The sequence below is a fragment of the Nonlabens xylanidelens genome (assembly GCF_002934445.1).
In the GTDB taxonomy this organism is placed as follows: Bacteria; Bacteroidota; Bacteroidia; order Flavobacteriales; family Flavobacteriaceae; genus Nonlabens; species Nonlabens xylanidelens.
Genome location: NZ_PTJE01000001.1, coordinates 598,413 through 612,054, shown reverse-complemented (window position 1 = coordinate 612,054; position 13,642 = coordinate 598,413). Strand labels below are relative to the sequence as shown.

The following is a 13,642-nucleotide window of genomic DNA, read 5'->3' as shown; positions in this document are numbered from 1 at the left end:
TTAAGTAGTTGAAATGACTCTTTTAACAGACCAAATACTGCTTTTAGTCTTTTATTAATTCTCAGTATCTTTGCGCAAATTTTCAACACATAAACTGTTTATAGCATGCAACTGTATAACAAACTAAGTGCTGAAGAAAGACGTGTATTAATACGCGAGGCTGGAAAAGAACGCCTTACCATATCTTTCTATCAGTACCACCAGATCGGTAATCCACAACTATTTAGAGATCATCTATTTCTTCACTGGCATCCCATGGATGTTCTAGGGAGAATTTATGTCGCTCATGAAGGTATTAATGCACAACTATCTGTTCCTGGAGATCGTTTTGAAGAATTTAAAACCTTTTTAGACGGTATTGATTTCTTAGAAAACGTACGTTTAAATATCGCAAGAGAGCACGATAACGAGAGCTTCTTAAAACTCAAAGTAAAAGTGCGTAAAAAAATAGTCGCAGATGGACTTGAGGACCAGAGCTTTGACGTTACTAATAAAGGTATACACGTAGACGCGACTGCTTTTAATGAACTTATCGACGACCCTAATACAGTTCTAGTGGATATGCGCAACCATTACGAGTCAGAAATAGGCCATTTTAAAAATGCCTGGACTCCAGATGTGGACACCTTTAGAGACAGTTTAGATTATATAGAAGATAAACTTAAAGATCATAAAGAAGACAAGAAGCTAGTCATGTATTGTACTGGTGGTATACGTTGTGAAAAAGCTAGCGCCTATTATAAACACAAAGGCTTTAAGGACGTTTACCAACTAGAAGGTGGTATTATAGAATACCACAGACAGGTAACTGAACAAAATCTAGAGAATAAATTCAGAGGTAAAAACTTTGTCTTTGACCACAGACTTGCCGAAAAGATAGGTGACGAGGTTATCTCTAACTGTCATCAATGTGGTGCTCCTTGTGACACACATACTAATTGTGAAAATAACGCCTGCCATTTACTATTTATTCAGTGCGATTCTTGCAAAGAGAAGTATGAAAACTGTTGTAGTGAAGAATGTAATGATATTATTAAGCTGCCTTATGAAGAGCAAAAAGCTTTGAGAGCAGGACATTACAACAGCAATAACATTTTCAAAAAAGGCCGCTCAGAAAAGCTGGCTTATAAGAAATAGCTTAAGAAATTTAAATTAAGATTTTACTAGTTCCGCTTTCGCGAAAGCGGAATTTTCATTCAATCCTTACCCTAACAACATGGTTAAAATAGGCGACATAGAATTACCAGATTTCCCACTACTACTTGCACCTATGGAAGATGTGAGCGATCCACCTTTCCGTACGTTATGTAAAGAAAACGGTGCTGATGTGGTTTATACAGAATTCATTTCTAGTGAAGGTCTTATACGTGATGCTGCAAAAAGCACCATGAAACTAGATATTTATGAAAGTGAACGACCTGTAGGGATCCAAATTTTTGGCGCAAATCTAGATTCTATGTTACAATGTGTAGAGATAGTAGAACGCACAAAGCCAGATATTATAGACATCAACTTCGGCTGTCCTGTAAAAAAGGTAGTTTCTAAAGGTGCTGGAGCAGGTATCCTTAAAGATATAGATCTTATGGTGTCGCTTACTAAGGCTATGGTAGAGCACACCTCTTTACCTATTACTGTAAAAACAAGATTAGGCTGGGATGACGACTCGATAAGAATAGTAGAAGTCGCAGAGCGTCTACAAGATGTAGGTATTAAAGCCCTATCCATCCATGGTCGTACAAGAGCACAGATGTATAAAGGTAACGCAAACTGGAAACCCATCGCAGAGGTGAAGAACAACCCACGCATGCATATCCCTATATTCGGTAATGGAGATGTTACCACACCAGAGCTTGCTATGAAAATGCGCGATGAATATGGTCTAGACGGCTGCATGATAGGACGTGCTAGCATAGGTTATCCATGGTTTTTTAACGAGATCAAGCATTTCTTTGAGCATGGAACACACATGGCGCCACCTACTATGGCAGACCGTGTAGAAGTAGCTCGCAGACATTTACAAATGGCGATAGACTGGAAAGGAGAAACACTAGGTGTTTTTGAAACACGTAGACATTATACAAATTACTTTAAAGGAATACCTAATTTTAAAGAATACCGCATGAAAATGGTCACTAGTGACGATTCTGCTGGGGTTTTTGCGGCCTTTGATGAAGTGTTAGCAAAATTCGGTGATCATAATTTTGCCTGAGAAAGCAAACGATCATTTATTCTTCTAGAACCTATATAACTGGCGATTATTCCTAATACGGTAATAGTTGCCAGAGATATAATCACATTCCAAAAATCCATCGCAAACGGATAAGGTAAACCAGGTGCTATGTAAACCAGTTTATACTCCACTTGTAACACTACAAATATTACTCCAATAACAAGACCTATCACACCACCAGAAAGTGTCATAAGACTACCTTGTATAAAAAATATCTTGCGCAATGACGCAACCGGTGCGCCTAGGTCTAACAAGGTTTTCATATTCTTCTTCTTATCAAGAATCATCATGATAATACTACCTACTACATTAAATAATGCAATAATTAAGACCAGTGTAAAGATTAAATAAACGACTAGATTTTCTGAATTAAGCATTTTATAAAGCGCATCATTCATCTGGAATTTATCCTTAATCTTAATAGGCTCTTTAAAAACATCATTAATCGCCCTGCGCACATCGTTCTCGCTTGCCGTAGGAGATAATTTTACCTCAACAGCACTAGCTGTAGAATCGTCCATTTGTAATAATTGTCGTGCTGCACTTATTCTTGTAAAAATGTACTTGCTATCCAGTGCCTCATTAACGCTAAAAGTTCCTACAGGTATGGCATCCATTCTAGAAAATGAACTACTTATATTTAATTTATTAATAGCATTAGTACCTGGTTTAGGCACCATAATTTGCATGTAACTACCATAGTTATTTACAGTAAGTGATAATCGAGAAGCTAGTGAGTATCCTGCTACTACTTGCGCATCGCTTTTAGATAACCAGCTACCGTAATATAAAATAGAATCTGGCTGGATCATGTTCACATAATCATCAGGAACCCCTTTTATAAAAGCTATGTCGTTTTTCTCTTCATAGTTCAAAAACGCCTTTTCTTCTATAACAGCACATATTAATTCTACTCCAGGGATTTTTTCAAGTTCTCGCTTTCGCGAAAGCGGAATAGAAACAGTCTTACCTTTTACCGGTAAAATTTTAAGGTCTGGATCAAAATAATTTGAAAATTCTGTACTAAAATCCTTGAGTCCTGAAAAGCCAGAAAGCACAATAAATAGTGCCGCAGTCCCTACTACAGTAATAATAAAACTAAGGATATTGATAATGTTAATGGCGTTTTTGCCATTTTTTGAAACGAGGTAACGTCGCGCTATGTAAAGAGAAAAATTCACTAAGACTTTTTACGTCGTGGTAGAAGGTCTGGATTATCGATTGGGTTATTCTCTCCTCTCAGTTCACGATCTATTTGATCCATGTATTCTAAAGAGTCATCATTAAAAAACTGTAGTTCTGGCATACGTCTAAACTGGTGACGCACCTTTGCAGCCACTTCATAACGTATCTCATGACCCATTTCTACTATTTCCTTAACAACTGTAACAGATTTCTCTGCTGGAAAAACAGACAGGTACACCTTTGCATAACCTAAATCTGGAGTAACAGTAACCTTAGTAACTGATACTATAAGATTGTTTACAGCATTCTTTCTCATCACGTCCTGAATAACCGTAGATAGGTCTCCTTGTAAAATTCCGGCTATTTTCTTCTGTCTATTACTTTCTTCCATGCTGCAAAGGTAAGTTGTTCCTCATTAATAGTTGATAGACCAGTAGTTAATATGACTATAGAAATACGTTCTATTACCTTATCTATAGTAAATTTGCCTTACAAAAGGTAAATAATATGTTTGGAAAAATAGAACACTTAGGAATTGCAGTTAAAAATCTAGATCAAGCAAATGAATTATACACAAAACTTTTAGGACGTGAACCTTATAAAACAGAGACGGTAGAGAGTGAATCTGTAGACACAAGTTTTTTTAAAAGTGGTGATAATAAAATAGAGCTTCTTGCTGCGACTAGTGAGGACAGTGCTATAGCAAAGTACATCGCAAAGAAGGGAGAAGGTATACATCACGTAGCATTTGCCGTAACAGATATTAAGTCAGAACTGATAAGATTAGAAAAAGAAGGGTTTCAAATTCTCAATAAAGAACCTAAACGTGGTGCGGATAATAAATGGGTAGCATTCTTACATCCTAAAGGAACAAATGGAGTTCTTGTAGAATTATGCCAAGAAATTGAATAAAAGTTTGCAGTTATCTAATAATTGATTAAATTTGCAGACTTTTTAGATAAGATATTACCAGCTATTATCTTATTGGGCCTATAACTCAGCTGGTTAGAGTATCTGACTCATAATCAGAAAGTCCCTGGTTCGAGCCCAGGTGGGCCCACAACAAGACCTTAGTTAACGCTAGGGTCTTTTTTATTTTAATACCTATTCATATATGGCGTGGCTCTATATCATTTTTAGCAAACAATTGAATAAATTCTATGTAGGTATTACTCAAGAGAGTCCTGAAATAAGGCTCAGTGCACACAATCAAGGCAAATACGGTAAAAGAAAATTTACAGCTACTGCTCATGATTGGGAAATAAAACTAACTATACAATGTGATGATTATGCACATGCTACTCGATTAGAAAAGAAAATCAAAAGAATGAAAAGCAGAACGTACATCGAGAACTTAATGAAGTATGAAGAATTACGCGACAAAATCGTAAACCAAACTAAATAATCTGACTCTCCCGATAGCTATCGGGACAGAAAGCCCCTGGTTCGAGCCCAGGTGGGCCCACAAAAGCTTCAACATTTCGTTGGAGCTTTTTTTACCCCCAAAATTAAATATTACTTCCCAAGGTATTCCCAAACTGAGCGAGAAGCCAGTGCCGTGCTTGACACGGTAAGCCCAGGTGGGCCCACAATATCAACCTCAACGCAAGTTGGGGTTTTTTTGTGCCCTAAATCTAGATAACTTATCAATGTTTAACATCAATAAATTAAAATATATAAAGCTCTTATATCAATATTGTTTATCGTTAGACAGATGGACTTATTAAAATTTAAGAAATATCATATTCTCAAAATACATCTTAAATAATATCGATTATTATCAAATAAAATAGCTTAAACTAAATTATTTAAGGTTGGGCAGTATAATGTATTGATGAAGTTTTATTTATCATAAAAAATATGTATCATTATGATTAATAACCAATTAATATCCAACAACCATGAAAAAAACAATACTAACCAGCTCCTTTTTATTACTAGCCATATGCTCAAAAGCACAAACCCATAACGGTTTGGATTTTGATGGAAGTGATGATTTTATTCAAACAAATTTCTCAGGCATAAACACAACTTCAAACAGAACTTTTGAAGCTTGGATTTCTATAAGTCCTAACGCTCCTACTACTAACTTAACAATATTAGATTACGGTTCTGGAGCTTCTGGAGCTAGAAATACATTTATGGTTAATTCAAATAGAGGCTTGTCTTTTTTTGCTGGAGGAACAAATGGTAATCTTTCTTCAACGACAGGAACTATAACAGCCGGACAGTGGACTCACGTTGCTTTTGTTTTAAATAATGGCACCGGTTTTCTTTATATCGATGGAGTTCAAGTAGGAACTGGTAATCTATCTGGGGTGAACACTACCGGATCTACAGATCTAAGAATAGGCCGCCGCGTACCTGGAGGAAACATTTTTTTCGCAGGAAAAATCGACGAAGTAAGAATATGGGACGCAGCACTAAGCGAGACAGTTATCAATACAAATAGAACTAGTGAAGTATGCCCATCTAGCAGCGGCCTAGTCGCTTATTATCAATTTAATGAAGGTGCAGCAAGTGCTAGCAACACAGGTTTATCTACATTACCAGATTTAGTTAACAGCAATGACGGTGCCTTAAGCGGTTTTAATTTAACAGGAACCACATCTAACTGGGTAACAGGAGCTCCTATAACTCAATTAATGGATACAAATATTACTCAAAACACAGGTATTTTAACCGCTGCACAAACCGGAGTAACCTATCAATGGATAGATTGCTCAACAGGTATAGCTATAAATGGTGAGACAGCAGCTACATTCACACCTACCGCAGTAGGAGATTATGCTGTAGAACTTACTTTAAATGGATGTACACTACTATCTAATTGTGAAAATGTAATCACATTAGGTATAGACACAACAGCTTTGAATGATATTAGTATCACTCAAAACCCATCTCAATTCTTAACTTTTAATGGAAACATAGATGTAAATGCTCAAATCTATTTTTACACGCTCTCAGGTAAAGAAGTTTTTACCTCTCAAATAATAGATAATCAAACCTTAAAACCAGAAATATCAAACGGTTTGTACATCGTGACACTATCGCAAAATGGAGCTCAAAAGACTTTTAAGTGGATTAAAAGACAATAAAGAATCAGGCTTACTTTATATAAAACAATCAGAGGTATAGAATGCAATCTATACCTCTGATTTGTTTTTACCTTATTAAATAGAATCTCTCAACTCCTTCATTTGCGCTTCTAGAAAAGCCATTTTATCTTCCATACTGTCAGAAAAGTCAGGCATTCTTCTAAAGAACACATAACGCACACGCCACAATTGTTTCACAGCTTTTTTATCTACAGTAATATCATCAACATTTTTGTGATCTGCTCTCAGGACCAGCCCCTTGTCTGTAATATACAGCCTTCTTAGAATAAGTGTCTTATCAGTTACCGCAAGAACTACAGTTCCATTATTAAGTTTTGTAATTACATTTTTAGGCACCTTCTCACCTATCACTACATCTTTAGGAAACAGTCCTTTGTCATGCGTTGTCATTTCTAAGTTAGTCACCGTATAACCTATAAAGTCCTTTTCTGTATTGAGCGGTAATGTAAGTGTAGGTAAATCGGCAAGAAAAGCATCGTTGTCATAATATTCTATATAATCATGTGCCGTTTTTTCTGTAATACAAGGTATTTGTGCAAACTGCTCTCTCTCTAATTCTTCTGGTGTTAAAGTAAGACTATCGTTAAATCGCAAGAGCTGATTTACGGTTAATTCTGCAGTGAGCATATCTCCTATAGCAATGCTAAAATAATTAGCAATAAGAATTATAGTATCTATCTTAGGCTCACTCCTACCTTCTTCATAAGCACCTAAAGTACCTCTCTTTAAATCAAATAGGTCTGCAAATGCCTGCTGACTTAACCCTTTAACGCCACGTATTTTTTTTATGTTCTTTCCGAAAAATGACATATTTTGCTAATTTTATTTGCAAATATTAAAATATTATGTATATTTACACTAACAATATTAGCTAAATGATTTTATTTACACTAATATTTTGAGCAAAAGTTCTAAAAATGTACCAACCTTTTTAGAACAATTGTTTTTTAAAACCACTGTAATAATGCAATAGGCCGTTGCTATTTACGCTTTCGCGAAAGCGAGATAACCTTAAACTAAAAAACTATGATACCCATTATTATATATGTTATTGAAATAGCTACCCAAATTTTAGTGGGATTACAATAAGCTTTTTCGTAATATTAAACCTGCCAATTAAAACCTATGAATAATTACTTCAATACAATAAAAGACTACCTCTTACAGCTTGATTTTGACATCATCAGAGAAAATCCACAAGATGGAATAATGGTGATAGAAAAAGAAAGCGCTGGTGTTAAAAATATGATTTTAGGAATCGCACCGCCTATTCTCATTATGGAACAATATATTTTTAAAATTAATAATAAAAACGAAGAGGTTTTTAAAAGTCTTTTACAAAAAAATCGAGATATCATTCACGGCGCATTTGTACTCGATGAAAGTGGAACTAAAGTCATCTTTAGAGACACACTTCAAATAGAAAATCTAGACCTTAACGAGTTAGAAGGTACTCTTAACTCATTGAGTTTATTAATGAGCGAGTACTCAGACCAGATTATCAAATTTTCAAAATATTAGTACGGGCGCAACGCTTGCGCCAAAGTATAACAGCGGATGTAATCCGCCATATAAACACAACATTATGAACATATTTAAAAGAATATTCAAAATAGGAGAAGCACAAGCTAACAAAGCAGTTGATAACCTAGAAGACCCTATCACAATGACCGAACAAGGAATACGTGATATGAAAGAAGACCTTAATAAAAGTGTAGAAGCTGTCGCACAAGTAAAAGCAATGGCCATACGTTCTAAAAATGAACGCGACGAGCACACTGCAACAGCCAAGGATTATGAATCCAAAGCTATGTTGATTCTCAAAAAAGCACATTCTGGCGACATGGCAGTAGAAGAAGCAGATCGCCTGGCTAAACAAGCACTTACAAAAAAAGAAGAAGCTCAACAACACGCAAATCGTGCCGCTGCAGACACAGAAAAGTTTGAAAAAAATGTTTCTCAATTAAAAGATACCATTGAGACCATCAAAGGAAACATCACCAACTGGGAAAACGAACTTAAAACACTTAAAGCACGTGTTAAAGTAAGTGATGCAACAAAAAATGTCAATAAACAAATGGCAGAACTTGATAGCGCAGGAACAGTAAGCATGCTCGAGCGTATGAAAGAAAAAGTCGCTCAAGACGAAGCGCTTGCAGAGGCTTATGGAGATCTCGCAAAAACAAATAAATCTGTAGATGATGAAATCGATGCCGCAGCAGACATGACAGAATCTAAACTGGACGACGACCTGGCAAAACTGAAAGAACAACTAGGTATTAAAAAAGATGAGGCTTAATGGCGGTTCGCATCCGCTAGAAGCTCATGCATACCAACACTAACCATTAAAATTAACATTATGAACGCTAGATTAGAAAATGATTTGATAAATCTTTATGATGATAATGAAATATTAATAGGCAGTCTTAAAATAAAATCTAATTTTAAAGAATCAGAACTTGTTCTAAATAATCAAACGTTCAAGTTAATTCGAGATGGTTGGAAAACTAAAATCATAGAAGATTCTATAGAAAAGTTTAATCTTAAAACTAATTCATTATTAGGAAATACAGAAGTATTAGAAACTGGGCATAAAATTACGGGCGAATGGGGAATAAAATGGGCAACTAAATTAATTGATGATAAAGAAAATACTCTTTTAAAAATTAGAAACGAGAACTCTTTTTTAGATAACGGAAAATATGAGATTTAAAGTGACCGATTTAAATGTAAGTAAATTCAATATTTTACTGACATTATATGGTCACTTATACGGATCGAGCTTAATCAGAAATTCAATCGGTGGTGCTGGATGATTTTATCCAAAGAAATCTTAATAAATACTAACCATTAAAAACCAACCAACCTTGGAAAACTATTTCAACATATTATTCTCTGAAGTGAACATCACACTTACCGTGTTGTTGATCATTCTCATTCTATACTGGCTTGCTACCATGATTTCAGGTATCGATTTTGACCTGGACATCGATGTGGACGTAGACGTAGATATAGATGCAGACATTGATCTAGACACTGGTCTAGAAGGTGGAAATATGGATTTTCAAGATGTTGCAAATGCTGAAGTTGATCGTGAGCACGTGGTAAATAAACGCACGCGTAAACTTAAATGGTGGCAAGTCTTTTTGATCTACTTCAACTTTGTAGGCCTGCCATTCATGTTCACATTTACGTTTTGGATTTTTATCTGGTGGATATCATCCGTACTTACCACAATTATAACCAGTAGTTATGACAACTCATTTGGATATGTAATTGTTCTTGCGGCATTTGTACCAGCCTTAATACTGACTAAAGTGATCACCACACCATTTAAATCCTTTTTCAAAAATTTGAATAAAGATGGAGACAAAGCAGTAGACTTTTTAGGTCGTGAAGCCTTACTTTTATCTTCTATTTCTGGAGATAAATTAGGTAATGCAGAGGTCATGGCAGATGGTAACTTGATGAGTATCTATGTAAAATCTTTAGATGGATCAGAATTACGCTTTCGCGAAAGCGTGCTCATCATCAAACGATCTGATGATAAGAACTATTTTTTAGTGAGTAAAGCCTAGAAATTAGAAAAGGAAGAGTTCAAACACCAAATAAATAAAAAATTGCAACAAATACTACCAATTATAATAACAGCACTAGGAATATTGGTGTTTTTTATAACCGTATATTTTATAATCATAGCACTGTTTTTTCATAAAGAAAAGCAAGGACAAGCACTAGTTCGCACTGGTTTGGGAGGTACTAAAGTCGCTATAAATGGTGGCATCTATTCCATACCTATATTTCATCAATTAGAAACGATAGACATATCTATGAAAAAAATTCAGATAGATTGTTTATCAAAAGAGAGTGCTATATCCAAAGATAATTTAAGGACTGATGTTAAAGCGGTATTTTTAATACGCGTAAAGTATGAGGTAGAATCAATCGCCAAAGTCGCTTTAACAATCGGTGCAGGAAAAATTAGAAATACAGAGTCTTTAAAAGACATGTTCCAAGCTAAGTTTTCAGAAGCATTAAAATCAACCATTAGAAAATTTGAATTTACAGAACTACTCGATAATCGAAAGGAATTATGTAATCAAACACTTATTTTGATTGGTACAGACTTACATGGATTTACAATAGAAGACTGTGCTATCGATTATATAGAAAAATCTAATACAAACAAGTAGAACAACTGCAGACTTAAACCTGCTACAACAACAATAAAATTAACTAAATAAACAACAAAAACCAAACAAAAACTATGGACGGAATATTAGGAATCATTGTAATAGGAGTAGGTATTTTTCTATTTCTTGTAATTGTTTACTTCGCAATTATTGCGATGTTTTACAAAAAAGTACATCAAGGACAGGCACTCGTGCGTACTGGTTTTGGAGGTACTAAAGTCGCTACGGATAAAGGACTTTATGTCGTACCGGTATTTCACCGTGTAGAAACTATGGATATTTCTGTAAAGAAAATCCAAATTGAGCGTATGGGCGTAGAAGGTCTTATTTGTAAAGACAACATGAGAGCCGATATTAAAGTAGCGTTTTTCGTGCGTGTCAATAACGAGGTAGAATACATTAAAAAAGTAGCTCAGACAATTGGTGTAGCTCGTGCATCTCGTAAAGAGACACTAGAAGATCTTTTTGAAGCAAAGTTCTCTGAAGCATTAAAAACCGTAGGTAAGAAATTTGAATTTATCGATTTGTATGAAGCACGTCGCGAGTTTCGTGATGAGATCGTAGATATTATCGGTACAGACTTAAATGGTTATACGCTTGAGGATTGTGCGATTGACTTCTTAGAACAAACCAGTGTTTCTCATTTAAAAGCTGACAACATCTTAGATGCTGAAGGTATCAAGAAGATTACAGATCTTACTGCTGCACAAAACATTAAAGCAAACCTGATTAAGCGTGATGAGGAAAAGGTAATACGCAAGCAAGATGTTGAAGCTCGTGAAGCGATTCTAGAACTAGATAAGCAACTGGCCGAAAAAGAAGAGCAACAAAAACGTGAGATTGCCAACATAAAGTCTCGTGAAGATGCTGAAACACTAAAAGTAGCTGAAGAAGAAAGATTGAAGTCAGAAACAGCTCGTATCGCTACTACAGAAAAAGTTCAGGTTGCCGAAGAAAATATGCAACGTCAGATTATCGTTGCAGAGAAAAATAAGCAACGTACTGCTGCTGTAGAGACAGAACGTGTAGAAAAAGATCGCATGCTAGAACTTACCGAGAGAGAAAGAGTCGTAACTCTAGCTCAAATCGAGAAAGAAAAAGTAGTAGAGGTTGAGAAAAAGAACATTCAAGATGTCATTAGAGATCGCGTAGTTCTTGAAAAAGGTGTGGTAGAAGAGCAAGAAAACATGAAAGATATCGAGGCTTTCAAAACTGCTGATCGTGCTAAGCAAGTTGCTATCACAAATGCTGAAGCAAAAGCTCAAGATGATTTAATTAAAGTAACTAAGGCTGCCGAGGCTTCTAAACAAGCTGCAGTTCAAAAAGCTGAAGAAATCAACATAGAAGCACTTGCTCATAAAGAAGCTAGTGAAAAAGAAGCAGACGCACGTAAGATTCTTGCTGAAGCACAAGCTAAAGAAGAAGCAACTGTAGGATTATCTGAAGCACAAGTAATGCACGCAAAAGCTGAGGCTAGCGAGCGTCAAGGAATTGTAGACGCACTCATCATCCAGAAAAAAGCTGAGGCTGAAGCAAGCGGTATCGCTGCAAAAGCTGAGGCTAAACGTAAGGACGGACTTGCAGAGGCTGAGGTAATCAAAGAAAAAGCCCTTGCAGATGCTGCTGGTATCGAAGAGAAAGCTGAAGCAATGAAGAAACTAGATGGTGTAGGTAAAGAACATGAAGAGTTTAAACTACGTCTAGATAAGGAACTTCAAGTAGACCTAGCACAAATCAATATCCAGAAAGATATTGCAGACGCACAAGCGCAAGTAATAGGAGATGCATTGAAAGCGGCTAAGATTGATATCGTAGGTGGCGAGACTATGTTCTTTGAACAAATCATTGGTCAGATCACTAAGGCAAAAGGTTATGACAGACTCGTAAATCATTCTGAGACAGTATCTGAAGTAAAAGATGCCATTTTAGGAAGTGATGATGTAAAGGGAAATTTACTGGATAAAGTAAAAGACTTTGCAGACAAGTATAACATCAGCTCTGAGGACATCAAGAACCTGAGTATCGCAAACATTTTGAACAACCTACACGGTAAATCAAATGATGGTGATGAGAAAAACATGCTGAGCAACTTGTTGAACATGGCAAAAGGCATGGGACTTTCTGGTAAAAAGCTGGGAGATATCTAAACAACCAACCAGTAAGGGCGGATCGCATCCGCCCAATTACTGTAAAGACGCATGCGATGCGTCAACAACGCGCATGCGATGCGTCAACAACGCACATACAATGGGTCGAACAAGCTAAGCTAGTATGAAGCAATATAATCGTAAATCAATACGTCTCAAAGGACATGACTACACATCAGTAGGAAGGTACTTTGTGACTATTGTAATACGTAATCGGTTGCATCTATTTGGAAAGGTGATTGATGAAAAAATGATACTCAATAAATTTGGAGAGATTGCGGCTAAAGAATGGCAGCAAACAATAAATTTAAGAGACAACGTATCCCTGGGAGCATTCATGATCATGCCAGATCATATTCATTTTGTCATTCATATAGAAGAACAAAGAATACAAAAGGAATACACGGCAGAAGAGTTGGAACGCAGAGCAGGAGCAGTTGCAGGAAAACACATGAATAAGCCAGGTTCTTTAGGAGCAGTAGTCAGAGGATACAAAGGTGCTGTGACCAGACAGGTTTTAAGTATCATATCAGAAAATCAGAATAATGAATCGACCTTGAAAAATAGCGAGCTTATGGACATCTATAATCAACTGAGAGCTGAAAAAACCATATGGGTACGCAACTATAACGAAGCTATCATCAGAACTCAAAGACACTATGACAATGTAACCAGATACATCAATGATAATCCAAAGAAGTGGGATGAAAATCTAAAACAGAAACTGGATCTAGACTGATGAAAAGGCGCATGCGCCGCAATGAAAGG

Annotated in this window: 15 protein-coding genes and 1 tRNA gene; 13 read left to right on the top strand and 3 right to left on the bottom strand. The window is 36.0% G+C overall.

Features of this window, described 5'->3' with window-relative positions:
- The first annotated feature begins 105 nt into the window (after positions 1 to 105).
- Together trhO and dusB are read left to right on the top strand one after the other, a co-directional pair.
- Positions 106 to 1,137, top strand: coding sequence for an oxygen-dependent tRNA uridine(34) hydroxylase TrhO (trhO, locus tag LY01_RS02765; protein ID WP_104514275.1), 1,032 nt, complete (start codon positions 106 to 108; stop codon positions 1,135 to 1,137).
- A 79-nt stretch (positions 1,138 to 1,216) separates the two neighbouring features.
- Entirely contained in the window at positions 1,217 to 2,209 is a 993-nt protein-coding gene (gene dusB / locus LY01_RS02760) for a tRNA dihydrouridine synthase DusB (RefSeq protein ID WP_104514274.1), read from the top strand.
- On the opposite strand, the gene LY01_RS02755 is transcribed toward dusB, so the two are convergent.
- Both LY01_RS02755 and rbfA read right to left on the bottom strand, forming a co-directional pair.
- Complete coding sequence (locus LY01_RS02755; protein ID WP_104514273.1) at positions 2,194 to 3,411, bottom strand: ABC transporter permease; 1,218 nt, start codon at positions 3,409 to 3,411, stop codon at positions 2,194 to 2,196. The genes dusB and LY01_RS02755 overlap by 16 nt on opposite strands.
- Entirely contained in the window at positions 3,411 to 3,806 is a 396-nt protein-coding gene (rbfA, locus tag LY01_RS02750) for a 30S ribosome-binding factor RbfA (protein ID WP_104514272.1), read from the bottom strand. Before rbfA ends, LY01_RS02755 begins: the two co-directional genes overlap by 1 nt.
- Before the next feature lie 116 nt (positions 3,807 to 3,922).
- Between rbfA and mce the strand changes: the two genes are divergently transcribed.
- The 4 genes from mce to LY01_RS02730 all read left to right on the top strand — a co-directional run bounded on the left by mce (position 3,923) and on the right by LY01_RS02730 (position 6,513).
- Positions 3,923 to 4,327 (top strand): methylmalonyl-CoA epimerase, encoded by a 405-nt coding sequence (gene mce, locus LY01_RS02745; protein WP_104514271.1) that lies wholly within the window; start codon positions 3,923 to 3,925, stop codon positions 4,325 to 4,327.
- A gap of 74 nt (positions 4,328 to 4,401) precedes the next feature.
- A tRNA-Ile gene (locus tag LY01_RS02740) sits at positions 4,402 to 4,475 on the top strand.
- A 54-nt stretch (positions 4,476 to 4,529) separates the two neighbouring features.
- Complete coding sequence (locus LY01_RS02735; RefSeq protein WP_104514270.1) at positions 4,530 to 4,820, top strand: GIY-YIG nuclease family protein; 291 nt, start codon at positions 4,530 to 4,532, stop codon at positions 4,818 to 4,820.
- 496 nt (positions 4,821 to 5,316) lie between these two features.
- Positions 5,317 to 6,513 (top strand): LamG-like jellyroll fold domain-containing protein, encoded by a 1,197-nt coding sequence (locus LY01_RS02730; RefSeq protein WP_104514269.1) that lies wholly within the window; start codon positions 5,317 to 5,319, stop codon positions 6,511 to 6,513.
- A 75-nt stretch (positions 6,514 to 6,588) separates the two neighbouring features.
- Here LY01_RS02730 and LY01_RS02725 read toward each other — a convergent pair whose 3' ends face one another.
- Positions 6,589 to 7,344: a helix-turn-helix domain-containing protein gene (locus tag LY01_RS02725; RefSeq protein WP_104514268.1), complete on the bottom strand. Its 756-nt coding sequence runs from the start codon at positions 7,342 to 7,344 to the stop codon at positions 6,589 to 6,591.
- A gap of 315 nt (positions 7,345 to 7,659) precedes the next feature.
- Here LY01_RS02725 and LY01_RS02720 point away from each other — a divergent pair, with 315 nt between their 5' ends.
- The 7 genes from LY01_RS02720 (at position 7,660) to LY01_RS02690 (ending at position 13,613) form a co-directional block, all read left to right on the top strand.
- On the top strand, positions 7,660 to 8,055 hold the full coding sequence (locus LY01_RS02720) for a type III secretion system chaperone family protein (protein ID WP_104514267.1): 396 nt from the start codon (positions 7,660 to 7,662) through the stop codon (positions 8,053 to 8,055).
- Between the two features lie 64 nt (positions 8,056 to 8,119).
- The gene (locus tag LY01_RS02715) at positions 8,120 to 8,833 is read left to right on the top strand and encodes a PspA/IM30 family protein (RefSeq protein ID WP_104514266.1); all 714 of its coding nucleotides are present in this window, start codon (positions 8,120 to 8,122) and stop codon (positions 8,831 to 8,833) included.
- 60 nt (positions 8,834 to 8,893) lie between these two features.
- Positions 8,894 to 9,247, top strand: a complete 354-nt coding sequence (locus LY01_RS02710; protein WP_104514265.1) for a hypothetical protein — start codon at positions 8,894 to 8,896, stop codon at positions 9,245 to 9,247.
- Positions 9,248 to 9,401: 154 nt separating this feature from the next.
- Positions 9,402 to 10,112, top strand: coding sequence for an OB-fold-containig protein (locus tag LY01_RS02705; RefSeq protein WP_104514264.1), 711 nt, complete (start codon positions 9,402 to 9,404; stop codon positions 10,110 to 10,112).
- A 42-nt stretch (positions 10,113 to 10,154) separates the two neighbouring features.
- Positions 10,155 to 10,727 carry an SPFH domain-containing protein gene (locus LY01_RS02700; RefSeq protein WP_170034483.1) on the top strand — a complete coding sequence of 191 codons (573 nt, stop codon included), beginning with the start codon at positions 10,155 to 10,157 and terminating at the stop codon, positions 10,725 to 10,727.
- Between the two features lie 74 nt (positions 10,728 to 10,801).
- A complete protein-coding gene (locus tag LY01_RS02695; protein WP_104514262.1) occupies positions 10,802 to 12,874 on the top strand; it encodes a flotillin family protein in 2,073 nt (690 codons plus the stop codon).
- Between the two features lie 124 nt (positions 12,875 to 12,998).
- On the top strand, positions 12,999 to 13,613 hold the full coding sequence (locus tag LY01_RS02690; protein ID WP_146080362.1) for a transposase: 615 nt from the start codon (positions 12,999 to 13,001) through the stop codon (positions 13,611 to 13,613).
- Positions 13,614 to 13,642: the final 29 nt, after the last annotated feature.

Bases quoted from the DNA above. Each gene is read 5' to 3' on its own strand.
- LY01_RS02730 (WP_104514269.1), top strand. From the start codon at position 5,317: ATGAAAAAAACAATACTAACCAGCTCCTTTTTATTACTAGCCATATGC.
- LY01_RS02695 (WP_104514262.1), top strand. From the start codon at position 10,802: ATGGACGGAATATTAGGAATCATTGTAATAGGAGTAGGTATTTTTCTA.
- mce (WP_104514271.1), top strand. From the start codon at position 3,923: ATGTTTGGAAAAATAGAACACTTAGGAATTGCAGTTAAAAATCTAGAT.
- LY01_RS02710 (WP_104514265.1), top strand. From the start codon at position 8,894: ATGAACGCTAGATTAGAAAATGATTTGATAAATCTTTATGATGATAAT.
- LY01_RS02720 (WP_104514267.1), top strand. From the start codon at position 7,660: ATGAATAATTACTTCAATACAATAAAAGACTACCTCTTACAGCTTGAT.
- dusB (WP_104514274.1), top strand. From the start codon at position 1,217: ATGGTTAAAATAGGCGACATAGAATTACCAGATTTCCCACTACTACTT.
- LY01_RS02690 (WP_146080362.1), top strand. From the start codon at position 12,999: ATGAAGCAATATAATCGTAAATCAATACGTCTCAAAGGACATGACTAC.
- LY01_RS02725 (WP_104514268.1), bottom strand. From the start codon at position 7,344: ATGTCATTTTTCGGAAAGAACATAAAAAAAATACGTGGCGTTAAAGGG.
- LY01_RS02735 (WP_104514270.1), top strand. From the start codon at position 4,530: ATGGCGTGGCTCTATATCATTTTTAGCAAACAATTGAATAAATTCTAT.
- rbfA (WP_104514272.1), bottom strand. From the start codon at position 3,806: ATGGAAGAAAGTAATAGACAGAAGAAAATAGCCGGAATTTTACAAGGA.
- trhO (WP_104514275.1), top strand. From the start codon at position 106: ATGCAACTGTATAACAAACTAAGTGCTGAAGAAAGACGTGTATTAATA.
- LY01_RS02715 (WP_104514266.1), top strand. From the start codon at position 8,120: ATGAACATATTTAAAAGAATATTCAAAATAGGAGAAGCACAAGCTAAC.